This window comes from Pseudomonadota bacterium, assembly GCA_039193195.1.
Taxonomy (GTDB): Bacteria; Pseudomonadota; Gammaproteobacteria; order Steroidobacterales; family JBCBZW01; genus JBCBZW01.
In genome coordinates this window covers 50,130-73,355 of sequence record JBCCWS010000020.1, presented here as the reverse complement: position 1 = coordinate 73,355, position 23,226 = coordinate 50,130, and the positions used below count along the sequence as shown (strand labels likewise).

At 63.8% G+C, this 23,226-nt stretch carries 21 protein-coding genes; 10 read left to right on the top strand and 11 right to left on the bottom strand.

Annotation, left to right across the window (positions count from 1 at the left end; genetic code table 11):
• Positions 1–82: 82 nt before the first annotated feature.
• The 5 genes from AAGA68_16050 to AAGA68_16030 form a co-directional block, all read right to left on the bottom strand.
• Entirely contained in the window at positions 83–1,357 is a 1,275-nt protein-coding gene (locus tag AAGA68_16050) for an FAD-binding oxidoreductase (GenBank protein ID MEM9386571.1), read from the bottom strand.
• Positions 1,358–1,436: 79 nt separating this feature from the next.
• Entirely contained in the window at positions 1,437–2,249 is an 813-nt protein-coding gene (locus tag AAGA68_16045; protein MEM9386570.1) for a helix-turn-helix domain-containing protein, read from the bottom strand.
• 301 nt (positions 2,250–2,550) lie between these two features.
• Positions 2,551–3,759, bottom strand: a complete 1,209-nt coding sequence (locus AAGA68_16040) for an aminomethyltransferase family protein (GenBank protein MEM9386569.1) — start codon at positions 3,757–3,759, stop codon at positions 2,551–2,553.
• Entirely contained in the window at positions 3,752–5,374 is a 1,623-nt protein-coding gene (locus tag AAGA68_16035; protein MEM9386568.1) for an NAD(P)/FAD-dependent oxidoreductase, read from the bottom strand. Before AAGA68_16035 ends, AAGA68_16040 begins: the two co-directional genes overlap by 8 nt.
• Positions 5,371–6,915, bottom strand: a complete 1,545-nt coding sequence (locus AAGA68_16030) for an NAD(P)/FAD-dependent oxidoreductase (GenBank protein MEM9386567.1) — start codon at positions 6,913–6,915, stop codon at positions 5,371–5,373. Before AAGA68_16030 ends, AAGA68_16035 begins: the two co-directional genes overlap by 4 nt.
• A gap of 235 nt (positions 6,916–7,150) precedes the next feature.
• Between AAGA68_16030 and AAGA68_16025 the strand changes: the two genes are divergently transcribed.
• The 3 genes from AAGA68_16025 to AAGA68_16015 all read left to right on the top strand — a co-directional run bounded on the left by AAGA68_16025 (position 7,151) and on the right by AAGA68_16015 (position 9,782).
• On the top strand, positions 7,151–8,509 hold the full coding sequence (locus tag AAGA68_16025; protein ID MEM9386566.1) for a glutamine synthetase family protein: 1,359 nt from the start codon (positions 7,151–7,153) through the stop codon (positions 8,507–8,509).
• A 114-nt stretch (positions 8,510–8,623) separates the two neighbouring features.
• Positions 8,624–9,067 carry a cupin domain-containing protein gene (locus tag AAGA68_16020; protein MEM9386565.1) on the top strand — a complete coding sequence of 148 codons (444 nt, stop codon included), beginning with the start codon at positions 8,624–8,626 and terminating at the stop codon, positions 9,065–9,067.
• A gap of 13 nt (positions 9,068–9,080) precedes the next feature.
• The gene (locus AAGA68_16015) at positions 9,081–9,782 is read left to right on the top strand and encodes a GMP synthase (GenBank protein ID MEM9386564.1); all 702 of its coding nucleotides are present in this window, start codon (positions 9,081–9,083) and stop codon (positions 9,780–9,782) included.
• Between the two features lie 33 nt (positions 9,783–9,815).
• On the opposite strand, the gene AAGA68_16010 is transcribed toward AAGA68_16015, so the two are convergent.
• Entirely contained in the window at positions 9,816–10,367 is a 552-nt protein-coding gene (locus AAGA68_16010; GenBank protein ID MEM9386563.1) for a cupin domain-containing protein, read from the bottom strand.
• A 154-nt stretch (positions 10,368–10,521) separates the two neighbouring features.
• Here AAGA68_16010 and AAGA68_16005 point away from each other — a divergent pair, with 154 nt between their 5' ends.
• From AAGA68_16005 to AAGA68_15990, 4 genes are all read left to right on the top strand, one after another.
• Complete coding sequence (locus AAGA68_16005; protein ID MEM9386562.1) at positions 10,522–11,862, top strand: aspartate aminotransferase family protein; 1,341 nt, start codon at positions 10,522–10,524, stop codon at positions 11,860–11,862.
• Between the two features lie 24 nt (positions 11,863–11,886).
• Positions 11,887–13,413, top strand: coding sequence for a CoA-acylating methylmalonate-semialdehyde dehydrogenase (locus AAGA68_16000; protein ID MEM9386561.1), 1,527 nt, complete (start codon positions 11,887–11,889; stop codon positions 13,411–13,413).
• Positions 13,414–13,443: 30 nt separating this feature from the next.
• Complete coding sequence (locus AAGA68_15995) at positions 13,444–14,814, top strand: aspartate aminotransferase family protein (GenBank protein ID MEM9386560.1); 1,371 nt, start codon at positions 13,444–13,446, stop codon at positions 14,812–14,814.
• A 74-nt stretch (positions 14,815–14,888) separates the two neighbouring features.
• Positions 14,889–16,508 carry an FAD-dependent oxidoreductase gene (locus AAGA68_15990; protein MEM9386559.1) on the top strand — a complete coding sequence of 540 codons (1,620 nt, stop codon included), beginning with the start codon at positions 14,889–14,891 and terminating at the stop codon, positions 16,506–16,508.
• A 117-nt stretch (positions 16,509–16,625) separates the two neighbouring features.
• Here the strand turns inward: AAGA68_15990 and AAGA68_15985 are convergent, their stop codons facing one another.
• Complete coding sequence (locus AAGA68_15985) at positions 16,626–17,678, bottom strand: SIR2 family protein (GenBank protein MEM9386558.1); 1,053 nt, start codon at positions 17,676–17,678, stop codon at positions 16,626–16,628.
• Between the two features lie 81 nt (positions 17,679–17,759).
• Complete coding sequence (locus AAGA68_15980; protein ID MEM9386557.1) at positions 17,760–18,584, bottom strand: DUF2306 domain-containing protein; 825 nt, start codon at positions 18,582–18,584, stop codon at positions 17,760–17,762.
• A gap of 222 nt (positions 18,585–18,806) precedes the next feature.
• Here AAGA68_15980 and AAGA68_15975 point away from each other — a divergent pair, with 222 nt between their 5' ends.
• The 3 genes from AAGA68_15975 to AAGA68_15965 are packed head-to-tail and all read left to right on the top strand — an operon-like array spanning position 18,807 to position 21,098.
• Positions 18,807–20,000 (top strand): sensor histidine kinase, encoded by a 1,194-nt coding sequence (locus tag AAGA68_15975; GenBank protein MEM9386556.1) that lies wholly within the window; start codon positions 18,807–18,809, stop codon positions 19,998–20,000.
• The gene (locus tag AAGA68_15970; GenBank protein ID MEM9386555.1) at positions 19,997–20,674 is read left to right on the top strand and encodes a response regulator transcription factor; all 678 of its coding nucleotides are present in this window, start codon (positions 19,997–19,999) and stop codon (positions 20,672–20,674) included. Before AAGA68_15975 ends, AAGA68_15970 begins: the two co-directional genes overlap by 4 nt.
• Positions 20,661–21,098, top strand: a complete 438-nt coding sequence (locus tag AAGA68_15965; protein ID MEM9386554.1) for a hypothetical protein — start codon at positions 20,661–20,663, stop codon at positions 21,096–21,098. The genes AAGA68_15970 and AAGA68_15965 overlap by 14 nt, the downstream gene beginning before the upstream one ends.
• 271 nt (positions 21,099–21,369) lie before the next feature.
• Here AAGA68_15965 and AAGA68_15960 read toward each other — a convergent pair whose 3' ends face one another.
• The 3 genes from AAGA68_15960 to AAGA68_15950 are packed head-to-tail and all read right to left on the bottom strand — an operon-like array spanning position 21,370 to position 23,177.
• A complete protein-coding gene (locus AAGA68_15960; GenBank protein MEM9386553.1) occupies positions 21,370–21,855 on the bottom strand; it encodes a BLUF domain-containing protein in 486 nt (161 codons plus the stop codon).
• 13 nt (positions 21,856–21,868) lie between these two features.
• A complete protein-coding gene (locus AAGA68_15955; protein ID MEM9386552.1) occupies positions 21,869–22,396 on the bottom strand; it encodes a BLUF domain-containing protein in 528 nt (175 codons plus the stop codon).
• 31 nt (positions 22,397–22,427) lie between these two features.
• Positions 22,428–23,177: a hypothetical protein gene (locus AAGA68_15950; GenBank protein ID MEM9386551.1), complete on the bottom strand. Its 750-nt coding sequence runs from the start codon at positions 23,175–23,177 to the stop codon at positions 22,428–22,430.
• Positions 23,178–23,226: the final 49 nt, after the last annotated feature.

The following is a 23,226-nucleotide window of genomic DNA, read 5'->3' as shown; positions in this document are numbered from 1 at the left end:
CATGGTATCGATCGCGGAAGGGGGAAAATCTCCGCCTACACGCGCGGACGCTGTGCCCAGAGGGCGCCGCGAACCTAGCTGCTCAGGCGAGCTTATCGCGTAGCCGGTAGTAAATTAGCCCCAAGGAAATAAAGGGGTTTGGAAAGCGGTCGGCGCCGGGCACGGCGATTGCGTCAATGCTGGCAAACATGTCGAAACGCTCGAGCGTGCCGCTGACCGCGTCGGCGAGCACCCGCGCTGCCATGTGCGTGTTGTTGACGCCGTGCCCCGAATAGCCCTGGCAGTAAATGACGCCCTGTCCCAGGCGGCCGAAGAGCGGCACGCGCTTGAGCGTGACGCCGATCTTGCCGCCCCAAGCAAAGTCGATGCGTGCCTGGCCGAACTCGGGGTAAATGCGCGCGAGCTTCTTGCGCATGCGCGCCTCGATGACGCTAGGATCTTCACCGAAGTAGTCGATTCGACCGCCAAACAACATGCGCTTGTCAGCGGAGAGGCGGAAGTACTCGAGCACGAAGTTCGGATCACACACTGCTAGGTCGCGCGGGTTGATGCGCTCGACAGTCGCTTTGGGCAAGGGCTCGGTACCGATGATGAAGCTTCGCACCGGGAACATGCGTCGGCGCAGGTGCGGGGCGAGCTCGTGGTAGGCATTGCCAGCCAGTACTACCGTGTCCGCCTCCACGGTCCCCTGGTCTGTGACCACGTGAGGATTCATGCCGGGCTTGATCGCGGTCACCGGCGAGCCCTCGAATACCTGTGCGCCTAGGCTAACGGCAGCACGCGCTTCGCCGGCGCAGAGGTTTAGCGGGTGTAGGTGGCCACTGCCCATGTTGAGGAGGCCACCGATGTAGGCTTCGGTACCGATCAGGGTCTGTGTCTGCGCCTTACCGAGCAGCTCGAGCGGGTGCGGAAAGTCGCTCGCTTGGAGGGCGTCGTGCTCTTCCTGCAGGGCACGCATATGGCCCTTGGTGATCGCCACATCTAGGTAGCCAGACTTCAGATCACAGTCGATGTCGTACTTGGCTACGCGTTCGCGCACGATGCGATGACCTTCCCACGCCATCTCCGCGACCAGCTTGTTGCCGTCGCTACCCCGCGCCGCGGCGATACGCTTGGCGCCGGGGACGCCATGGATGAGCTGCCCGCCGTTGCGACCGGACGCACCCCACCCGATGCGGTTCGCTTCGAGCACGGTAACTCGATAGCCGCGCTCGGCGAGTTCGAGCGCGGTCGCCACACCGGTGAAGCCGCCGCCGACGACGCACACGTCGGTCTTGTGCGTGCCGCTCAGGGCAGGATAGGACGTCAGGTCATTGCGCGAAGCCGCGTAGTACGAAGTGGTATGAGCTTGAGGCATAGGCTTGCAGTTGCCGATGAGAGAATCAGAGCGAGCCGAGGGTAGCGGTTTTCTGCCCTCGCCGTCAGTGCCTGGACCGCTAGGGACGCTTACTAGCTGCGTCGGTGCTGGGCAGTTGGGACCGGCGGTACTGCGCGGGCGTCTGGCCAGTGAACTTCTTGAAGGCGGTGTAGAAGGCTGAGTTGGAGTTGAAGCCGACTTCGAATGCGTAGTTGATCACCGCGCCGCCCGCACGGTTGCTGGCGAGCAGCTCCTTGGCACGCTCGATGCGGAATCGGTTGACGTAATCGAAGAAGCTGGAGTCAAAGCCAGCGTTGATCACCTGCGAGAGGTGATTGACGGAGCACCCGACCAGGCGCGACAGATCGGGCAAGGTGAGGTTGGCGCGCAGGAACGCACGCTCATCGCACATGATTCGGTTTAAGTTCGCCTTGTAGGCGGCAAGTTGATCTTCCGTAAGGCCGGATTTGGCGTATTTGGCTCGATGAGCAGCTCGCGTGGTCGCCCGCTTGCGTGCGTTCGCCACGTTGCCTAGGTCTTGGTAGAAGTCGTGGATGGAAATGGCCGTATCGCCGAGAAGCGTGATGAACTCCGCACCCTCGATCGGCTCCTCCTTCGAGCTCTCGGATCTCTTAGCCTTCACGAGCGGAGACATTCGATAGCGGAAGGAGATACTCTGACCGAACTCCATTACGTCGCCGACGATCTGGTAGGCGTGACGGTGCTCGTCGAAGTACTCGCGCAGCATCTCGCGAAAGCTCTCGTGGGTGAGCTGGGCGCTCTCGGCTACGTCGCAGTAGACTCCACCCTCGGCGAGGTGCGCCGCGACGCCCTCGCCGTCCAGGCGATTCCAGGCGTCGAAATAGCTTCGAACGAATTCCGCTGCGCGCACTGCCTCGCCCCCTCGACGTCCCGCGACTGAAACGTCCTAGAACATCTATCACATTTCCCCAGGGGACAACACACCGATGAGGCGGCAACGGTGGAGCACAACCGATTTCGGTCCCTATGCGGACATAACGACCTGACAGTACTGGAGATCTTGCCTGCCAACGGGTAAGTCTGGCCCAAAGCTTGCCGCGAACGTGCGATCGCCTTGTCGTAAGGCACAGCAAGCGATGCCGCTTAGTGTCGATCGACGTATCACTCGCGCGTCAGCGTCGGTGGATTCGGGTCCGCAAGGTGATGAGGCGCTAGTAGAGAAGGGCTGGTGTTGCCCGGGCGTGGGGCGGCGCCAAGAAGGGCTTGTCCAAACGGCGGCACCTCTCGATGCGGCTGTGGTGGCGCAGCTCCTTCTCGTAGTAGATCTCCACCCACATGTTCAGTTCCAAGTAGCGGGTATCGATCATGGCCAGGGCGATGTTGGCCTTGGCCACCGGCGACCACATGGCGGACGTCACGTAGCCGATCTCCATCGTGCACCCCTTGTTGCGGTAGATGTGCGAGCCCTCGGCCGGCCGGTTGCCGTCGATGTCGAGCTTGGTCAGGGTGTACGTGGGGCCAACGCGCTTCTCCTCGAGCAGGGCGGCGCGACCGCTGAAATGCGGCTTGTCGAAATCGACCAGCCAGGCGAGGTCGAGTTCGAAGGGCGTTTGGTCGTGTTTGAAGTTAACCGTGCGCAGCGCTTCGTTGAACTCCACGTCGGGCATGATGAAGGCCGCCTCCAGGCGCGCCATGTTGGTGGCGGCCTCGCCGTAGGGCTGGATGCCGTAGACCTCTCCGGCGGCGTACAAGGCATCCCACATCGCCAAGGCGTGGCCACGCTCGATCCACAGCTCGTAGCCGAGGTCGCCGGTGAACCCCGTTCGCGAGACCATCAAGGTAGTGCCCTGAAAGGGGAAGGTGCGGATCTCGAAGGGGCGGGCGTTTTCGATGTCCTCGAGGCCCATCTTCTTCAGCACCGAACAGGAGGTAGGGCCCTGCAGGGAGAGTGCTGCGGTGGTGTCGGTGATGTCGGTGATGGTGACGTCGTCGAACCCCAGGCAGCTCTTGCGCAGCCAGGCCAGGCACGGGCTGCCGCAGGTGAGCATGAACTTCTGCTCGCCGAGGCGGAAGATGGTGCCGTCGTCCACCACCCGCCCCTCGTCCGTGCACCACACGCAATAAGCCACGCGATTCATGCGGATCTTGCTCACGTCGCGCGTGACCATTCGGTTGAGCATGGCCTCGGCATCGCCGCCGGTGATTTCGTATTTCTGCATAGGGCAGATGTCGTAGGTGCCGCACAGGTTGCGGATGCAGAAGTACTCGTACTCCACGTCGTAGTAGCAGTCGGCGAACTTGTAGCCGTTCCACACGGACCACGCCTCGCGGATGTTCAGCGCGGCCAGCCGCGGGTGGAAGGGCGAGAGCATCGGCCGCTCGCCGGCGTAGGGATCGTGCGTCGGGGCGGGGTCATTCATCGTGGAAATCGTCTTCCGGCACGGTGTTGCGCCGCCTTAGGTCCAGCAGAATTTCGCGTGCCGCATTGGCGCCGCACACGGCGGACACGCCGCCGCCCGGGTGGGTGGAGGAGCCGCACATATAGAGGTTCTTCAGCGGCATGCGGTACTGGCCGTAGCCAGGGAAGGGGCGATTGAAGAACAGCTGATCGATCGTGAGTTCGCCCTGGAAGATGTTGCCTTCCGTGAGGCCAATCTCGTTCTCGATCTCGTGCGGCGTGCGCACCTCCATGTGCACGATCAGGTCCTTAAAGCCCGGCGCGTAGCGCTCGATCTTGTCGATCACGGTCTGGCCGAAGGCGTCGCGCTTGTGCGGTGTCCAGGGGCCGTCGGCGAGGGTGGGCGGGCAGTACTGGATGAAGTTCGACATCCAGTGCTTGCCGGGTGGCGCCACCGTGGGGTCCCAGGCGGAGGGGATCACCGCTTCGATGAAGGGATCGTCGGACCAGCGGCCGCGCTTCCAGCAATCGTAGGCCCGCTCCATCGTCTCGAGGGTACCGCTAAAGCCCTGACCGCCGCGGTTGATGTAGCGGTTGTCGGGCACGTGGGTGTACTTGGGCAAGCCACTAAGGGCGATGTTGACCTTGCCTGAGGAGCCGCGGATCTTGAAGTTTACCGCGCGCTGGTAGATCTCCTCCGGCAGGTCCTTGCGGTCGATCGCCTGGGTGAAGGTGCGCTTGGCGTCCATGTTGGAGACGACGATGTTGGCCTTGAACTCATCGCCGTTCTCGAGGATAACGCCCGTGGCGCGGCCGTCCTCCACCGTGATGCGCTCGACCCCTGCGCTCGTGTGCAGCTCGCCGCCGAAGCCTTTGTAGGCAGAGGCGATGGCGGCGGAGATTGCGCCCATGCCGCCGCGGGCGAGGCCCCAGGCGCCGATCGAGCCGTCCACATCGCCCATCACGTGGTGAAGAAGAATGTAAGCTGAGCCGGGCGAGTACACGCCGAGGGCGGTGCCGATGATGCCGGGGCTCGCCATCGCGCCCTTGATGAGGTCGTTCTCGAAGTAGTCTTCGAGGAACTCGGCGGCGCTCATGGTGAAGAAGCGCACGTACTCGTAGAGTTCGCGCTCGCCCAGGGCCCAGAACTTCTGGCCGAGGAATAGGAACTCCCTGAGGTCGCGCAGGCGGAAGGACGTAGGGTCCGGGGGCGTACGCATCAGGGTCTTGCGGATCACCTGCGAGTAGCGAGTGAGGTCGGCTTGGAAGCGGCGCATGGCGTCCGCGTCGTGGGGCGAGTGACGGCGCAGCTCCAGGTAGGAAGCGGCTTCGTCTTGGTAGGAAAATAGACGCTCATCGCCGTCGCCGAAGGACACGGTGCCGAGGTAGGGCACGATCATCAGGCCGTGGCGGCCAAGATCGAGATCGCGGTGGATGGCCTGGCGCATCATGCTGCACACGTAGGAGCAGCTTGAGTAGATCCAACCAGGTTCTAGCTCGCGTGAGACGGCAGCGCCGCCGATGTAGTCGTTTTTTTCCAGCACGCAGACCTTCAGCCCCGCCTTGGCGAGGTAGGCGGCGTTGGTGAGGCCGTTGTGACCCGCGCCGACCACGATGGCGTCGTAGGCGGCACTCATCGCAGGATCTCCCGTGCGGCGTTGAGGCCGACGGAGCCCACCAGGTCACCGCCCGGATGGCATCCGGCGCTGCTAAGGAACAGGTTCTCGATGGGGCAGCGATACTGGGCGGCGTCGTAGGTAGGCCGCATCATCAGCATTTGATCCATGGCGAACTCGGCGTGGTGCCAATGGCCCCCGGTGACGTGGAACTGCTGCTCGATGTCCTGCGGCGTGAGCATCTGGGCGCCCACGATGAGCTCGCGCAGGCCCGGCGCGTAGGCCTCGATGGTGGAGATCGCGCTGTCGCGCAGGGCATCGCGGGCGCCGTCCGACCAGCCGTGCCTGTGCTTGTAGGGCACGTACATGACGTGGGCCGACAGAACGTGGTGCCCCTGCGGTGCCAACGCGGCGTCGTGTACGGAAGGCAGCGTGATCTCGATGACCGGGTGCTGCGACGGCTCGCCGTACTTGGCCTCGTCGTAGGCGAACTCGATAGCGTCGAGGCTCGGCGCGATAAGCAGGCGTCCGTCGGAGTCTTCCAGGCGCGCAAAGGTAGGTCGCTCTCGCAGGGCCAGGTGCAGCTTGCCGACTAACCCGTCCGAGCGCAGGCGGTGGGTGCGGTTTGCGAAGCCGATATCGAGGTTGGCGAAGCCGACGAGGTCGCGAAACGTGCGCTTGGGATCGGTCGCGGAGACCACGCGGTCAGCGTCGATCGTCTCGCCTGAGGTCAAGGCGACGCCGGTAGCTCGCAGGCCCACCCGGGTGTTGTCGAGGGTGATCCTAGCGACCGGGCTGTCGTAGCGGATCTGCGCGCCGGCATCTTCGGCGGCGGCGGCAATCGCGTAGACTAGGGCCCGCACGCCGCCCGTGCCCATGCGGTGAGCGCCGTGGAAGTCCGACCCTGCGCGATAAAGCATGGCGAGCACGGCGCTGTTAGGCGACCGCGGTGCCATGCGCGCGCCGATGAGCCCGTCCCAGCACAGCATCGCCTTCACCAGCTCTTGCTCGAACCGCTCGTCCACCAGGTCGCGAGCGCAGAGCGATGCGATGCGCAGGAACTCGGCCATGTCCTGCTTGCCGAGGCGGCGCAGGTTCAGCCCCAGCTGGGCGAAGGTGGAGAGGCCGCGCAGGGAACGATCGCTCAAGCGCGGCATCGTCTTTTCCCAGAAAGGTGAAAGTGCGGAGGCGAAGCGGCTGAGGTCCGCGACAAACTGCTTGAAGGCCGAAGCGTCCCGGTCGCTCGCGCCGCGCATGGCCTCGCCCTCGACCACCACGTGGTTGCCCTCGCGATCGAGGCCAACCAGCGCTAGCGGGCGAGCGCCATCGTCGAAGCCGAAGCGCGTGAGGTTCAGCTCCTGCGTGACCTTTGGAGAGAAGTGGGCCATCGAATGGGCCAGGGATGCTCGGTAGCCGGGGTGAAACTCGTAGGTGCCGGCGAGCCCGCCAGGACCGTCGCTGGCCTCCAGCACGAGCACGCTCTGCCCGGCCTTGGCGAGGCTGGCGGCGCACACTAGTCCGTTGTGGCCTGCCCCGACGACGATGGTGTCGTATCGCTGCACGTGAAAGTTAGTCTTCTACCGAATCAAGCCGTACGCTAGTGACGGGCATCGAGCGCGGTCTTCCATGCCTACACGCTGACACCGCCCCTGCGGCTGGCGCGTGGCATCCTTCGTGAACGCACCGTCTCAAGTTTGGTCGCCCGCCCGTCAACCGGGTCGGACGCCTATAGGACGGGAGGAATTGATCGATGAACAATAGTCATCGTTTTCGGGACGCGGTTAACACGGGAGATTTATGAACGGCGAGACTGCTGGCCCAGCGGAGGCCACCCTCGAAGCGGCGCTCGAGTGGTTACGCGCCAACGGCATCGAGCGGATCGAGACCACCGTCCCGGATATGGCGGGGATTGGTCGCGGCAAGGTGCAGCCCGTCTCCCAGTTCAAGCAAACCGGCACGCGCATCCCCTACGCGATCCTGGCACAGACCGTGAACAGCACCTTTCATCTGGGCAAGGACAACGTGGGCGATCGCGACATGTCCCTGCGGGCGGATCTCTCGACGATCCGGCGCATCCCCTGGACCAGTGAGCCCTCCGCCGTTGTCATCATGGATTGCATCGACGACGACGGGAATCTGATCGGTGCCGCCCCGCGCGCCGCCCTCGCCCGCATTCTCTCGCTTTACGAGCAGGAGGGCTGGACGCCTGTGGTGGCGCCGGAGGTCGAGTTTTACATCGCTCCTGCCAACGAAGACCCGTGGACCCGCACGCGCGCGATGGCCCAGGACGAGGACGACCTCGAGGACCTGATCGATCCCTACGGCACCGACCGCTTCCACGAGCTATCGGGTTTTTTCTCCGAGCTCGAAGAGACCTGCCGCAAGCAGGATATCGAGACCGGCGCCCTGTCTCAGGAGCTCGGTCCCGGCCAGTTTGAGGTGAACTTCGATCACGGCGATCCGATGAAGCTCGCCGACGATGTCTTTCACTTCAAGCGCGCCATTCGACACGTCGCGGCCAACCACGATCTGCGGGCAATATTCCTCTCCAAGGTGCACGAGGACGCGGCAGGCAGCGCCTTCCACATCCATCAGTCCGTTTACGGTCGCGATGGCAACAACGCCTTCTCGGGCCCCGACGGCGAGGCCAACGAGCGCTTCGGCCACTACATCGGCGGCCTGCAGCGCTACCTGCGCGAATTCCTGCTGCTGTTCGCGCCGTACCCCAACTCCTATCGGCGCCTGAACAGTCACTGGGCGTCGCCGATCAACCTCGAGTGGGGCATCGACAATCGCACGGTCGGCCTACGCGTGCCCGTCGCGAATGCCCAGGCGCGCCGGGTGGAGAACCGCCTGGCCGGTGCGGACGTCAATCCTTACCTAGCGATCGCCGGCAGTTTGGCCTGCGGATACCTTGGGATGCAGCAGCAGATCGCGGCCTCGGCACCGGTGGATAAGTCTGCCTATGACGCGCCCTTCGCTCTGCTGCGCCACCCCCACTACGCCATCGGTAGCTTGCGCCAGAGCAAGGAGGCGGTGGAGGTGTTCGGCGAAGAGTTCGTGACCCTATTCGCGGGCATGAAGGAGCACGAGTGCCTCGAGTTCGAAGAGCGCGTGCCCGTGTGGGAGCGCGAGTTGCTCGGTTGGACCATCTGATCTTGGCCCGGCGCGCCCGCCGGCGAGCTGTTTTGGGAGCTCCTTCTAATGATGCGCGTGTTTTCTTTGCTATCAATTTTATTCGGTAAATCGCCACGCTCAGTTATCGCCGTGATGAGTGTTGGCCTTTCGGTGGTGGGCGTTCAGGCGGCGCGAGCCGACGGGCACGACGCCGGCAAGGGCGTAGCTCCGCCCAAGCCCTGGACCGTGCACGGCCTGAACGCGATGGCCCTGGAAGATCTCGGTGACATCGACTGGACGCCCGTGGAAAGTGGCGTGCTTGGCAACAGCGAGAGCACCCTGTTCGAAGGCGACAACACGGTGGCCGTGTGGGACGCAGGCCCCGCCAAGCTAACTCTCGAGGAACCGCTACCCTACGACGAGTTCGTGGTGGTGCTAGAGGGCGAGCTCGTGCTCACGGACGACAGCGGCCATTCGATGACCTACAAGGCGGGCGACATGTTCATGCTGCCGAAGGGCTTCAAGGGCACCTGGGACATGACCCAGTCCTACCGCGAACTCATCGTCGTCGATACGCAGGCCTACAACGAAGAGTAGGGCGAACGCCTCTATGCGCCTTGGCATTCTCCGCACCGACACCGTGCGCCCCGGCTTCGTCGAGCGCTTCGGCCAGTATCCTCAGATGTTCCGCCGGCTGCTGGGCGATGCGGATGAGGGGCTCGAGTTCCGAGACTACGATGTGCAGGAGGGTGAGTTTCCGGCCGACCTCGACGAGGTGGACGCGTATCTGATCACTGGCAGCAAGTTCTCCGCCTACGAGGGTCTGCCCTGGATTGTCGAGCTGATCGACTGCGTGCGCACGCTGCACGCGGCGCGTAAAAAGCTCATCGGCATCTGCTTCGGGCATCAGGTCGTAGCCATCGCTCTCGGTGGCAGGGTGGAGAAGTCCGAGCGCGGATGGGGTGTTGGCGTGCATGCAGCAACCTTTCATGAAACGCCGGCGTGGCACGACGGCGCCGATCCGGTCTTCCGGATCCTGGTGAGCCATCAGGACCAAGTGGTCGAGCTCGGCGAGCGTATGCGCGTGTTGGCTGGCAGCGATTTTTGTCCCATCGCCGTGACCCAGGTGGACGAGCACATCCTCACTTTCCAGGGTCATCCCGAGTTCGAGACGGGGTACTCGCGCGAGCTCATCGAGCTGCGCGGAGAGGCCGTGGGTGTGCAGACCTATCGGCGTGGTTTGGAATCCTTGGCGACGGCCCCAGAAGGGGCTCGAGTCGCACGCTGGATCGTTAGCTTCCTAAAAGCCTAAGTAAATCGATAACTATTCGATAAGGGCGTGAGCTCAGAAAGTCGGTGGCGTGCAGGCGCTGATCAGCTCGCACGGCTCCTTGCCGGGATTTGAGAAGCTGTGGGGCCGGTGGCTCTCGAAGTAGTAGGCATCGCCCGGCTGTAGGGTCTCGGTGACGCCGTCAACGGTGAGTTCGAGGCGGCCCGCGAGCACCAGGCCGCACTCCTCGCCCTCGTGGCGCAGGTGATGCTTGCCCGTGGTGGCGCCAGGTTGGTAGCTCTCGTGGAGGAACTGGAGCGCCCTATCGCTCAAGTTGGCGCCCACCTGGCGAAAGGAGATGCCGCCGTCGGCGATCTCCGTGAGCTCGCCGGCGCGGTAGACCACCTTGTCTTGAGCCTCGTCGGTGTCGCTGAAGAACTCGCTGAGGCTCACGGGTACGCCGTCCAGCACCTTCTTCAGCATGCTCACGGTGGGGTTGAGCTTGCCGCTCTCGATGAGGGAGATGGAGGCGTTTGCTACCCCTGAGCGCTTGGCCAGCTCGCGCTGGGACAGGCGGTGGCGCTGGCGAATTGTGCGCAGGCGCGCACCGACGGAGGTGTCTTCCATGGGGCATCTCTGCAGGTGTTTAGGATAGTGAACATTTTGGGAGATCATTGCCTTTGAATCAACGGGTTAACTTCCTGGGTTTAACTAATTGTTTAACGCAACCGAGCGATTCTAGACTGCCTGATCCCTGCCACTAGCCGGAGCCCAGCCCCCAATGAGCGCTGAGATCATCGAGCTGACCGACAAGATCGACGTCGATCCCTTCTGGATGCCCTTCACGGCCAATCGTGATTTCAAGCGCAAGCCGAGGATCATCACCGGGGCCAAGGGCCACCACTACACGGGCGCCGACGGCGAGCAGATCTACGACTTCTTCTCGGGCCTGTGGACCGTTGGCGTCGGCCACTGCCACCCGAAGATTGTCGAGGCCGTGCAGCACCAGGTGGCGCACCTCGACCACGGCATGAGCTTCCAGGTGGGAAGTGATCGCTCCTTCCAGCTCGCCAAGAAGCTCACCGACGTGGCGCCGGAGGGGTTCACGCGGGCCTTCTTTACCAATTCGGGCTCCGAGTCTGTCGACACAGCGCTCAAGATCGCGCTCGGCTACCACCGGGTGCAGGGCAACGGCCAGCGAACGCGTTTAATCGGTCGTGAGCGTGGCTACCACGGGGTCAACTTCGGCGGTATGTCTGTGGGCGGTATCGTCGCCAACCGCCAGATGTTCAGCGCCAACCTGATTCCCGGCGTGGACCACATGCGTACCACCTGCGATCTGGCGCACACCGCCTTCTCCCGCGGTCAGCCCGAGTGGGGCGCGCACCTCGCCGATGATTTGCTGCGCATCGCGACGCTGCACGGGCCGGACACAATCGCCGCCGTGATCGTCGAGCCAGCCGGCGGCTCAACCGGCATCTTGCCGCCTCCCGTGGGTTACCTGGAGCGCCTTCGCGAGATCTGCACGGCGCACGGCATCCTGCTGATCTTCGACGAGGTGATCACGGGCTTTGGTCGCACGGGCGCGTCCTTCGGCGCGGAGCGCTTCGGGGTCATGCCCGACATCATCACTACCGCCAAGGGCCTTACCAACGGCGTAATCCCGATGGGCGCAGTGCTCGTACGCGAGGAGATCTACGACGCCTTCATGCGCGGGCCGGACGCCGCGGTGGAGCTGTTCCACGGCTACACTTACTCGGGCCACCCTGTGGCCGCCGCCGCCGGCCTCGCCACCCTCGAGGTGCTGGAGGAGGAGGCGATCTTCGATCAAGCCGCCGCACTATCTCAGCCCTTTGAACAGATGCTCCATTCTTTCGCCGACCTCGACAACGTCATCGATGTGCGCAACATCGGACTGATGGGCGCCATCGAGCTGGCGCCGCGCCCTGGCGCGCCGGGCGCGCGCGGCCTGGAAGTGCATAAACGCTGCTTCGTCGAGGAGCGGATCGCCGTGCGCAACGGCCTCGACGTCATTCAGTTCTCGCCCTTCCTAAACTCCAAGGTGGATGACTGGGAGCGCGCCTTCGAGCGCATCCACCACGTCATCACCACCATCGCTTAACGCTACGCCGGAGAGATTCGACTCATGAGCACTAACCCTGCAGTTCCCCTCGACGGGGCAGAGGCGCTAGGCCACTTCATAAACGGCGAGTACACCGCTGAGTCTGGGCGTACGGCGCCCGTCACTAACCCAGCCACGGGTCAGGTGGTACGCGAGGTCCCACTCGCGCCGGCCAGCACCGTGGAGCAGGCGATCGCCGCCGCCGAGGCGGCCTTCGAAGGCTGGCGAAACACGCCGCCGCTCAAGCGCGCCCGCGTCATGTTCCGCTTCAAGGAACTTCTCGAAGCCAACGCGCAGGAGATCGCAGCTGCGATTACCGAAGAGCACGGTAAGGTAATCGACGATGCGCTCGGCGAATTTCAGCGCGGCGTCGAGGTAGTCGAGTACGCCTGCGCCATGCCCGAGCTGCTGAAGGGCGAGTTCACCAAGAACGTGGGTCCTGCGATCGACAGCTGGTCCGAGCATCAGCCGCTCGGTGTTGTGGCAGGCATTACCCCCTTCAATTTTCCCGCCATGGTGCCCATGTGGATGTACCCCATGGCGATCACCGCCGGTAACTGCTTCGTGCTGAAACCCTCGGAGAAGGATCCGACAGCCTCGATCATCTGTGCGCGCCTGCTCAAGGAAGCCGGCCTGCCCGATGGCGTCTTCAACGTGGTGAACGGCGATAAGGAAGCGGTCGATACGCTGTTGAACGACCCGCGCGTCCAAGCCGTGAGCTTCGTCGGCTCGACGCCGATCGCCGAGTACATCTACACCCAGGCCACCGCCAACGGCAAGCGCGTGCAAGCCCTCGGCGGGGCTAAGAACCACGCCATCCTCATGCCCGACGCGGACATCGACAACGCCGTCAGCGCGCTCATAGGCGCCGCCTTCGGCTCCTGCGGCGAGCGCTGCATGGCGATCTCCGTGGCCGTGTGTGTGGGTAACGAGACGGCCGATGCGGTGGTCACCAAGCTTGCCGAGCGCATCGGTGAGATGCGCGTGGGCAACGGTGCCGATGCCTCCAACGACATGGGCCCGCTGGTCACTAAGGAGCACTTCGAGAAGGTGCGCGGCTACGTAGACACGGGCGTGGACGAGGGCGCGACCCTCGTGTGCGACGGTCGCACCTTGGTGGTCGAGGGCCACGAGGAGGGGTACTTCCTAGGGCCCTGCCTGTTCGACCATGTGAACGCGGACATGCGCATCTACCGGGAGGAGATTTTCGGCCCGGTTCTGTGCGTGGTGCGCGTGGAGTCCGAAGAGCAGGCCATGCAGCTCATCGACGATCACGAATTCGGCAACGGCACCTGCATCTTTACCCGCGACGGCGAGGCGGCGCGCTACTTCGCCGATCGCATCCAGGTGGGCATGGTGGGCATCAACGTGCCCCTGCCCGTGCCCGTGGCCTGCCACAGCTTCGGCGGCTGGAAGCGCTCCCTGTTCGGTGACCTATACGCCTACGGTCCCGATAGCATTCGCTTCTACACGCGGCGTAAGACCATCACCCAGCGCTGGCCGTCCGGCGGTGTGCGCGAGACCGCGCGCTTCACGTTCCCGAGCAACTAGCGCGAGGGACGCACGGCAGCGAGGACCGTCATGGACGCTACGCCCGAACGTTCTGTCGACGAGTGGCAGGACCTGGATCACCACCACCACATGCACCCCTTCACCGACCATCGTGAGCTCGGTGAGCGGCGCACGCGTCTGATCACGCGGGCCGACGGCGTCTACATATACGACGCCGACGGCCGACAGATCCTCGATGCCATGTCGGGCCTGTGGAACGTGAACGTGGGCTACGGGCGTCAGGAGATCGTGGACGCGGCGACGCGACAGCTGGCGAAGCTGCCATACTACAACAGCTTCTTTCAGTGCACCAATGTGCCCGCGGTGGATCTTTCGGCGCTGCTCAACGAGATCAGCCCGCCCCAGTTCGAGCACGTGTTCTTCGCCGGCTCCGGCTCGGAGGCGAATGACACGGTCATGCGCATGGTCCGCACCTACTGGGATCTTATGGGTTACGAAGGCAAGCACACCTTCATCGCGCGCAAGAATGCCTATCACGGCTCCACGGTGGGCGCGGCGAGCCTCGGGGGCATGGCCGCCATGCACAAGCAGGGTGGCCTGCCGATTCCGGGCGTCGAGCACATCGAGCAGCCCTATTGGTTCGACAGCGATCGCCAGCAGTCGCCAGCGGACTTCGGGCTGGCCATGGCGCGCGAGCTCGAGCGCGCCATCGAGCGCATCGGCGCTGATCAGGTAGCCGCGTTCATTGGCGAGCCGGTTCAGGGCGCTGGAGGGGTGATCATCCCACCGTCCACCTACTGGCCTGAGATCCAGCGTATCTGTCGCAAGCACAACGTTCTGATGGTGTGCGATGAGGTGATTACCGGCTTCGGACGTTTGGGCGAGTGGTTTGGTGCCACCTATTACGGCGTAGAGCCAGACCTCATCTCCTTCGCCAAGGGAGTGACCTCCGGCTATCTGCCCCTAGGCGGAGTGCTCGTGAGCAAGCGTGTGGCGCAAGTGCTCACCGAGAGGGCTGGCGAGTTCGCTCACGGCTACACCTACTCCGGCCATCCCGCGTCCTGTGCCGTGGCCATCGCCAACCTCGACATCATCCGTCGGGAGGGTCTAGTAGAGCGCATTCGCGATGATATTGGGCCCTACCTGCAGGAGCGTTGGGCGCAGCTCGGTCAGCACCCGCTCGTGGGCGAGATGCGGATGGTCGGACTGATGGGGGCGCTCGAGCTGGTGCAGTCTCGGGATACGCTCGAACGCTTTCCCAAGGATGTGGGAGTGGGCACGATCTGCCGCGACAATGCGATTGAGGCAGGCATCGTCATGCGCGCCGTGGGCGATACGATGGTCGTGGCGCCACCCTTCCCCCTCACCCATGGGCAGGCAGATGAGTTGGTCAACCGCGCCGCCACAGCGCTCGATGCCACCATGGCGGCGGTGTTCTGACGCGACGCACAGAAGCGGGTCGTCCGGTTGGTCGATCGAACAGATCAGCGCGAGTGGGTCGCAAGGAGGCACACATGGACTGTCGGGAGAAAGAGAAGGGCGCCGGTGGGCTGATCGATGACGCGCGGCGCTTGGTCGCAGGTGCGGTGCCCGACCTGCGGCGTCGGGCGTGGTGTCAGGCTACGCTGTACGCAGGTCTGCTTGGCGCAGTGGCCCCGGCAGCCCTTGCAGGATCGGCGCGAGATCAGGAGGTCGCCATCGTCGGCGGAGGTCTCGCCGGACTGATCGCGGCCTATCGGCTGCAGCAGGCGGGGGTGCTTGCCAACGTCTACGAGGGTTCTTCGCGCATCGGCGGGCGAGTCTTCACGGATCGCGACACCTTCGGGCCGCTCCAACTTTCCGAACGCGGCGGCGAGGCGATCGACTCCATTCACCTCACCGTGCGCCGCTTGGTGGAGGAGTTCGGCCTCGCGCTTGAGGCACGCTTCGCCAACGACGACGGTTTCGCGTACCTCTACGAGTTCGATGGCGAGCGCTACAGCTACGCAGATCTGTTGCGCAGCTTCGCGCCGTTGATCGTCGCGGCCTCGCGAGACGAGGCTCTGTTCGGTCCCGATACGCGCTACAACCTCAATACCCCGGCGAGCCGTGCGCTCGATCGCTTGTCCGTAACCGACTACCTCAACCTGCGTCTGGAGGGCGGCGCCGACTCCCTTGCAGGTCGCTATGCCCGTTCTCTGGCGACGGGCACGTTCGGCATCGAGGCGGAACGGCTGAGCGCGATCAACACGATCTACACTTTCTCCTTGCTCGGCTTAGGCACCCGCCATGTCCACCCCAATCGCGGCCTGCTGCAGCAGGCCCTGGCTCAACGCGGGACGGATGCACTGGCGGTACAGGATGAGGAGTTTGGACCCGGTGTGTACCAGATCGCCGGCGGCAACGACCAACTCGCCACTGTTCTCGCCGAGCGCTTGGGCGATCAGATCGTCACCGAGCACCGTCTCGTGCGGGCTGCCACAGAGGATGGGCGGACCCGACTGCACTTCGAGACCTGGTCGGGCCAAACCGAGGTGCTCGCGGACCGCGTGATCATGGCCCTTCCCTTCCGCGTCCTGCGCACGCTCGATATCGAGCAGCTCGCCCTAGGCCCACGCAAGCGCTTGGCGATCAGCACCCTCGGCATGGGTACCAACAGCAAGCTAGCGGTGCAGACCAGAGGCAAGGTATGGCGGCGCCAGGGCGCGTCAGGAGGCGCCGAGACCGATCGCGACTTTCAGGTGCTGTGGGAGCAGTCGGCGGTGCAGCCGGGGCAGACGGGCGTCTTGCTGAGCTTCACGGGAGGCGATCGTGGCGTCGCACTCGGCGAGGGCACGACCGCCGAGCAAGCGAGTAACTTCGTCAACGATGTGGACAGTCTCTTCCCGGGCGTGGCGGCGGACTGGAACGGTCGCGCGCTGCGTTCACACTGGCCGAGCGAGCCCTTCCAACTTGGCTCCTACGCCGGCTACGAGGTGGGACAGTTCACCACCCTGCGCGGCATCGAGTTCGCCCGAGAGGGCGCGGTCCACTTTGCTGGCGAGCATACGGCTCTCGCGTTTCAAGGGTTCATCGAGGGCGCCCTTCGCAGCGGAGAGCGCGCAGCGAACGAAGTACTTGCTGCGCTTGCGCGCACGCGGCTTGAGGCCGACTAACCGCTTAGGCATGCGCGGGAAGGGCATCCCCGCGTATCCTGCTTCACCCTATCCGCCGTTGCTCCACGCCTTGGAGTCTATGCGGGCTACTCCGCAGCAAGAAAAGGAATGGACTCCTCACGGACGGCGAAAGCACTCTTCTATCAACGCCTTGAAGGGTTCGCCCCACTCGGGCAGGACGTAGGTTTGCACGCCTCTTCGCTCTAGGTGAGAAGCGATGAAGCGCTCAGGGTCGTCTTGGACTGTGCAGATCCAGTAGTGACGCGAAATGGCTTGCCGCGTTTTGGCGTGAGCCCTGGCAGGCGTGTAGCCATTGTAGGCGTATCCTGCCGATCGGTCGCGCACGAACTCATCAAACCGCAGCCCCAGCCAGCGCATCATGTTGACGTCGGTCATCGACATGCCGATGAAGACGCAGTTGCTCAGGTGAAGTGCACTTTGCATCACGCGGTTGGCGAAGGACGCCGGATTCGCCACCGACTCCCAGTACTCCGCATCGGTGAATACCAACGTATCCTCAGCCCCTCGGTTGTAGTAGGGCTTGTGAGGGACGAAGCCATGTAGATGGTAGACGTCGATGGCCCGACGACCGTGGGCGCGAGGGCCGTACTTTGGGTGATAGCTTGCGCGGGGTATCGGGTAAGCGACGATCGTGTCCATGTCCTTACCTTCGTTGGTGCCACGCTCCAAGAGATCGTCAGCATTGAAGGTGATGACGCGAACGATGCGGCAATCGGCTCGCCGTTGTTCGTCCTGCAGCAGCGCAATGAGTACGCTGAGCGTGTCCGCATCTGTCGGCTCTTGCGGGCTGCCGTAAAGCTTGTTGCGGATCTTGCGCACCATCGCTTTGCGCACGACGCTCGGGTCGATGGTATCGGCGTGCACCTCTTTGACCAGGGCGATCTCCGAGCGCGTGGCACCTTCGATCTCCTCGAGCAGAATCTGATAGGCCAACGGGTGCGGTGGCGCCTGTTTGCCGGCGAGCCACTCGGGCACCTCGCGCTTAGGTTTGAGCTCCTGCCAGAGCTCCCGGACCAGCTTTGACCAGGAGGGTACGCCCCGACCGATGGAGACCCCCGCCCCAAGCACGAGCGTGATCTCGCCGTCCTTTGCCGCGTTTCTGAGCGACCTGCGGATATGGCGTTGGCGCTTGCGGACGTAGTGTCTCATCGGATCGCCTTAGGCAGGGTGCGTGCGCACAAGATGCGCCGATAGTAGCAGTCCCTGCAAACTTGGCGCCGCCCACCACGCTTACATCCTCGGCAGCCACATGCCGGTGGTCGCCGTGAAGATCCCAAGGCCCATGTACACGCTCAGCAGTGACAAGGTGCCAATGAAGGCCATTTGGTTGCCCGTGGAGCTGCCGCGCTGGCAGTGGAAATACCACTCCAGCATGGCCAGCGGCAACAGGTATTGCGCAAACCCGAGCACGTAGAGAAATGGACCCGTGAACGGTTCCCAGTCGATGCCGACACCGCCAGTGAGCAACACCCATCCCATAAGGCCGACGCGGAAGAACCAAACCGCACTCGCCACCATGAACAGGCGCAGAGCCCAACGGCGATGCTCGGCGATACGACGTGCGGCGGCGTGGTACACGGCAAGCGCCGCGAAGACGATGATCAGCACCCCGTCGGTGGTGATGCCGATCTTAGAGATGAGATCGCCTAGGGGGCTTCGGGTCCAGGTCATGTAGAGACCGAAGCCGGCGCTGGTCACCGCCGCCAGCAGGTAGCTGCGACCGAGCCAGCGATGGAAGCTGGGGAAGCGAGTGCGCACGGCGGGGACAAGCTGCAGAGGACCGCCGCCGATGACGATCGCGGCGAGCAAGACGTGGCCGATAGAAGCCAGGTTGCCGAGCGTATCGCCTTCGACGAAGCCTCCTGGGAGGTGCGATCCCTGCAGTGCGCGGATGCCGTGCTCGGCGACTGGAGGATAGAACACGGCGAGGATGTAGGCGAGGAACAGCCAGTGCCCCACGGTAGCGAGGATGAACCAGACCTTGACCGCCACCTGCACGGCCTGCCTCGGTGTGACCGCGCTCAGCATTCTTCTGTCTAGGGCGATGTCGTTCATGAGGCGTCCTTGGCGGCAACGGTGTGTTGGTGGCGCCATCTTGGGGTAGACCTCGTGCTCCAACATCGGCCGCAGGGTCGGTTTGCCTCTCCCCCAAAGGTCGTAGAAGCGCCGCCGCAGCGATCCGACCCGATGGGTATGACAAGCGTCGCACCACGGTTTAGGCTCTGCCCATGAACCGACCGCATTCGGGTGCAGCCTTCCTGCGTACTGCCGATCGCGATGGCTGAGCGCACCACCATCGCGGGTGTCCGCGCGTGGCGACCACTCCTCGCCCCCGCCCAGCGCTGGCCGCTCTCGACGGATCTGCTGATCGCCGTCCTGTCCCTCACGCTCACCCTGCTCATGTGGGCGCGCCAGGGCATGGCAATGACCTCGTTTACCGATGTAGGCACTTTCGTGTGCGCCTTCGTCGGCAACCTGGCGTTGCTCTGGCGTCGCAGCCATCCGCTGTGCACGCACTACGTGGTGCTCGCGGCATGCGTGCTGGTGCAGCTTGGCTCGATGAGTGGTGGGGTGTTCGCGTTGACATTCTCCCTCTACAGCGTGGGTCGGCACGCAAAGGAGAGCCAAGACAGCATGATCGCCATGGCGGCAGCTGTGCTGTTCGTCGCCGCGGATGCCTTCGTGATCAGTTCGGCGAGTATTGGTGGCACCCTCGCCGTGATCATGGCGGTAGCGCTCTGGTACGCAGGCCGACGGTATCGGTTCCGCGGCGAGTACCTGCGACTGCTCGAGGAGCGTGCGGAGCATCTCGAGCGTGAACGCAGCGTGGACGCGGAGCGGGCGGTCACCGCCGAGCGCACGCGGATCGCTCGCGAGATGCACGATATCGTCGCCCACCAACTGAGCCTGATGACGGTGCAAGCGGGCGCCGCGAAGACGGTGAGCAAGTCAGACCCAGAGGCAGCGCGCGAGGCGATGGCGGCGGTGGAGAAGGCGGGACGTCAGGCCGTTTGCGAGATGCGCCACCTGCTTGGGGTGCTAAGGCCGGTGAGCGAGGAGGAGAACGGACTTGACCCTCAGCCAGGCGTGGGCGATCTGCCGGCGCTCGTACGCGAGGTCGGCGACGTTGGACCCGCCGTAGCACTCACCATGGACCCGACTGCCTCAGCCTTGCCGGCCCGCCTTCAGCTCACTGCCTACCGTATCGTGCAGGAAGCGTTGACCAACGTGATTCGCCACGCGGGAGAGGGCGTGGCCGTGGACGTTGCGATCACGCGGCTGGAGGGTATGTTGCTGGTGGCCGTGAGGGACGATGGACGCGGGGGCGATATCACCGAGAGCAGCGGGCACGGGCTGCGGGGCATGCGTGAGCGGGTGGAGCTGATCGGCGGTCGGTTCGATGCGGGCAGGCTCGCCAATGGGGGCTTTCAGGTGCGAGCTGAGTTACCCGTCGAGCCGGGAGCAAGCTGATGTTGCGGGTTCTCGTGGTCGATGATCAGCAGCTTGTGCGACGTGGTTTCGCGATGGTACTTGGGCACGAGCCGGACATCGAGGTAGTGGCGGAGGCAGGCGATGGTGTGGAGGCGATTGCGGCTGCCCGGCAGCACCAACCGGATGTCATCCTCATGGATATCCGTATGCCTGAGCTGGATGGGCTTGAGGCGACCGCCCGCATCCTGGCCGAGGTGGGCGATAGCACCCGCGTCATCATTCTCACCACCTTCGATCCCGACGAGTACGTCTACCGAGCTTTGCAAGCAGGGGCTAGCGGGTTTGTCCTCAAGGACATTCCGCCCGAGGACCTGGTGAAAGCCGTGCGAACTGTGGTTGCGGGAGGCGCCATGCTAGCGCCCGCTATCACCCGCCGACTCATCGCCCGCTTTGCTGATCAATTAGGTGCTCAGGGCAATCTCACGCAGCGGCTTGAGCGCCTGACCGCGCGCGAGCGCGAGGTGCTGGAGGCGGTCGCGGATGGTAAGAGCAATGCGGAGATCGCCGGTGCCCTGTTCATCGGTGGCGCCACAGTGAAAACGCATGTCTCCAGCGTCCTCTCGAAGCTTGGCTTGCGCGATCGTGCTCAGGCGGTGGTGTTCGCGTACGAGTGCGGTCTGGTGAAGGTGGGGCGTCGGGATGTCGGTTTCTGACGCAGCGCGCGGGGCCCAAGACGAAGACAATGCCTTGTATAGGTTGGCGGCGGGCCTCGGCTTGTTGCTTGGCTTGTTCTTGCTCCTGGGCGCTTACGGACACTTCGAAGCGGTGCTAGCTGATCGAGCTCACCGCGAGCGGCTCTCTGTTGCCGCATGGCTTGCGCTGGCCGTGCCCGGTCTGATCCTCTCGGGGGCGGGGTCGATCAACATCGGCGTCTGCGCCGCGCTGTGGTCGGGTGTGTCCTGGGCCTTGAACTTGGCCCTTCTGGGCTGCGCCGGCGCTGTGGCGTATCTCGCCTACGTCATGACGACCGACTTACCCGGGCACCCCGTCGGCGCCTTTCTTGCGCTCGTGGCGAGCCACACGGTGCTACTCGGTGCCATTCGGGTCGGGTTGGTTTGGCCGGCGCCCACTGAGTGAGTCGCCGTATTCAGTACTCTAGCTAGTGGGCCGCTTGGTAAACAAGGTGCTACTCGCCCATCGGATCTGCCCAGGGGCAGCGTCCGCGGCGTTGCATCGCTTGCCAATGGCGATGTCATTGGCTGTGCGACGCGCCTTGCTGACGCTGCCCCTACGCATACTGAGCGTTACCCCATTTTACAAGCGGCCTACTAGGCCGACACAAACGCATGCGGGGGCGCTGTTGGGGGGCTCGGCGTCCAGCGTCGGCAGACCCGTTGCACGCTCTCGCTCAGCCGGCGATGGACACTGGGGATGAGCCTGGAGTTTCGCCTTGCCGCTCCGTGCTTCGTCGCCCGAGATCGCGCAATAGCGCTCGCGCGGATTCGACGTTGAGTAGATAGGGATTGAACTCGAGGGTCGTCGAGTACTTTAGGTATATCGCTGAGTTCTCCTCGGTGGGGGAGGCGTAATTCATCGACCAGCGTGCCCAAGATCTGGCCTTGATCTCGCGGCACTCGATTACCTGAAGATCATGGTGGCGTCGATCGGCGATGAGCTTGATCAGCAGGGCGTTGATGTGCGCGCGCGGCCCCTCCAGCGTCTGCAAGAAGTAGTCGCGGTTGAAGGTGAGCATTCCTGTGATACCCGCTCGCCGATTGTTGTCGCGTGCTTGCTCCAGGATCCTCTGGCAGTCTGCTGGAGACACGTCGGGATTCATTCGGCTTGCGTAGGTAAGTGAAACCAGAATGTGGGCGTCTGCGTGCGGCGAGGTCATGGCTGTTCTCCTCTCAGGCTTTGCCTAGTAGCCGGAGTAGGCGTAGCTTGGGTGTCGGTGTTTCGCGTCGAGGCCGCCTTTCCTGCATCTTGGTGAGGGACTCGATCAGCATCATCACTTGGCGAGTGCTCATCAGGTAGGGGTTGAATTGCGTGCCGCCGGAGAATCGTAGCGCTTCCTTCTGGTACTTCTCGCTTGGCGTCAAGTAGTTCATCGACCAACCTCCCCAGCGGCGGCCGTCAATCTCCCTCGCTTCGATAACCTGGAGGGAGAAGTGGCGCGAGTCAGCGGTGAGCTTTCGAAGTAGCTCGTTGATCATGGGGCGTCGCCCCTCGATACTCTGAAGAAAGTAGTTGTGGTTGAAGATGAGTACGCCGGTGATGCCGTTGGCGGTGTTGTTCTTGCGTGCCTGAGTGAGGATACGCTGCAGCTCTCCTGGCTCGTTATGGGTGTTGAAGCGACTCATGTAGGTGAGGCGCAGTAACACGTGCTCCCCGTGGAGATACTTGATGTTTTCGTCGCTGCTAAGTGCGGGCTGCATGGTTGCGCGATGCTCCTAAATCACGAAGGGCTCAGGTGTCCTCGCTCGCGTGGACCGCTGCCACGAGCTTAGCGATCTCTCGGGGCATTCGCCTGCTAACGCGCGTCCTGAAGGCATCCACGAGTTCGAGCAGATCCCCGGCCGTTCGGCATTCCTCCAAGCGAAACATCCACGACCAGCGATCCTCGATCTTGGGGTGGCGTTCGAAGAGCTCCGCCAGCATCGTGCGCAAGCGATCGACCCGCTCGTCCTCGAGCGATCCCGGGGAAGTGCGCGGTGAGGGCGCGGGGGCCGACAATTGATCGCGCTGGAGTTCGCTCGCGAATAGCCTAGGTGGTGTCGGCGGATCCGGGCGCGGCGGTGCTTGCGTATCTAACAGGGGTGGCTGTGCAAGCGCCTGACCCTGGTCGCTCGGCCCGAACACTGGGCTGGAGGACAGAATGATGTCCTCTTCTGGTGGGTTGGGATGCTCTGAATACTCGTCGAGCGGCGCGTCCGTTGTCTCGTCCGTCTCAGATTCCTCCCCCTCTGCCACGTCAGCGGTGATGAGGTCGAGATAATCGAGATCGATTAGTAGTGCGATTAGCTGGTCGACCCCCCCAAGGGACTCGAAAGCCTTGCTGCCATTCAACGCGGCGCGGTAGTTACTCACCGTGTCTCGTCCATTCACCAAGATGAGCAGGGTGCGAGCCTCGCGCGGCAAGATGCCGTCTGACTGCTCGCGCATCTCGGCGTAGCCTTTCTGCGTCTTCGCGAGCACCTCCTGACCCGTCAACAGCATGCAGCACCTCCATCCGATGGAGTGATCGCGTGGTTCGTCGGGACGTCGA

What these genes read in the sequence shown, in the direction of transcription:
- AAGA68_16015 (MEM9386564.1), top strand. Translation starts at nt 9,081, where the DNA reads ATGCGCCTTGGCATTCTCCGCACCGACACCGTGCGCCCCGGCTTCGTC.
- AAGA68_15980 (MEM9386557.1), bottom strand. Translation starts at nt 18,584, where the DNA reads ATGAACGACATCGCCCTAGACAGAAGAATGCTGAGCGCGGTCACACCG.
- AAGA68_15985 (MEM9386558.1), bottom strand. Translation starts at nt 17,678, where the DNA reads ATGAGACACTACGTCCGCAAGCGCCAACGCCATATCCGCAGGTCGCTC.
- AAGA68_16010 (MEM9386563.1), bottom strand. Translation starts at nt 10,367, where the DNA reads ATGGAAGACACCTCCGTCGGTGCGCGCCTGCGCACAATTCGCCAGCGC.
- AAGA68_16050 (MEM9386571.1), bottom strand. Translation starts at nt 1,357, where the DNA reads ATGCCTCAAGCTCATACCACTTCGTACTACGCGGCTTCGCGCAATGAC.
- AAGA68_16040 (MEM9386569.1), bottom strand. Translation starts at nt 3,759, where the DNA reads ATGAATGACCCCGCCCCGACGCACGATCCCTACGCCGGCGAGCGGCCG.
- AAGA68_15995 (MEM9386560.1), top strand. Translation starts at nt 13,444, where the DNA reads ATGGACGCTACGCCCGAACGTTCTGTCGACGAGTGGCAGGACCTGGAT.
- AAGA68_15975 (MEM9386556.1), top strand. Translation starts at nt 18,807, where the DNA reads ATGGCTGAGCGCACCACCATCGCGGGTGTCCGCGCGTGGCGACCACTC.
- AAGA68_16005 (MEM9386562.1), top strand. Translation starts at nt 10,522, where the DNA reads ATGAGCGCTGAGATCATCGAGCTGACCGACAAGATCGACGTCGATCCC.
- AAGA68_16035 (MEM9386568.1), bottom strand. Translation starts at nt 5,374, where the DNA reads ATGAGTGCCGCCTACGACGCCATCGTGGTCGGCGCGGGTCACAACGGC.
- AAGA68_15960 (MEM9386553.1), bottom strand. Translation starts at nt 21,855, where the DNA reads ATGACCTCGCCGCACGCAGACGCCCACATTCTGGTTTCACTTACCTAC.
- AAGA68_16020 (MEM9386565.1), top strand. Translation starts at nt 8,624, where the DNA reads ATGAGTGTTGGCCTTTCGGTGGTGGGCGTTCAGGCGGCGCGAGCCGAC.
- AAGA68_15950 (MEM9386551.1), bottom strand. Translation starts at nt 23,177, where the DNA reads ATGCTGTTGACGGGTCAGGAGGTGCTCGCGAAGACGCAGAAAGGCTAC.
- AAGA68_16025 (MEM9386566.1), top strand. Translation starts at nt 7,151, where the DNA reads ATGAACGGCGAGACTGCTGGCCCAGCGGAGGCCACCCTCGAAGCGGCG.
- AAGA68_15965 (MEM9386554.1), top strand. Translation starts at nt 20,661, where the DNA reads ATGTCGGTTTCTGACGCAGCGCGCGGGGCCCAAGACGAAGACAATGCC.
- AAGA68_15990 (MEM9386559.1), top strand. Translation starts at nt 14,889, where the DNA reads ATGGACTGTCGGGAGAAAGAGAAGGGCGCCGGTGGGCTGATCGATGAC.
- AAGA68_16000 (MEM9386561.1), top strand. Translation starts at nt 11,887, where the DNA reads ATGAGCACTAACCCTGCAGTTCCCCTCGACGGGGCAGAGGCGCTAGGC.
- AAGA68_15955 (MEM9386552.1), bottom strand. Translation starts at nt 22,396, where the DNA reads ATGCAGCCCGCACTTAGCAGCGACGAAAACATCAAGTATCTCCACGGG.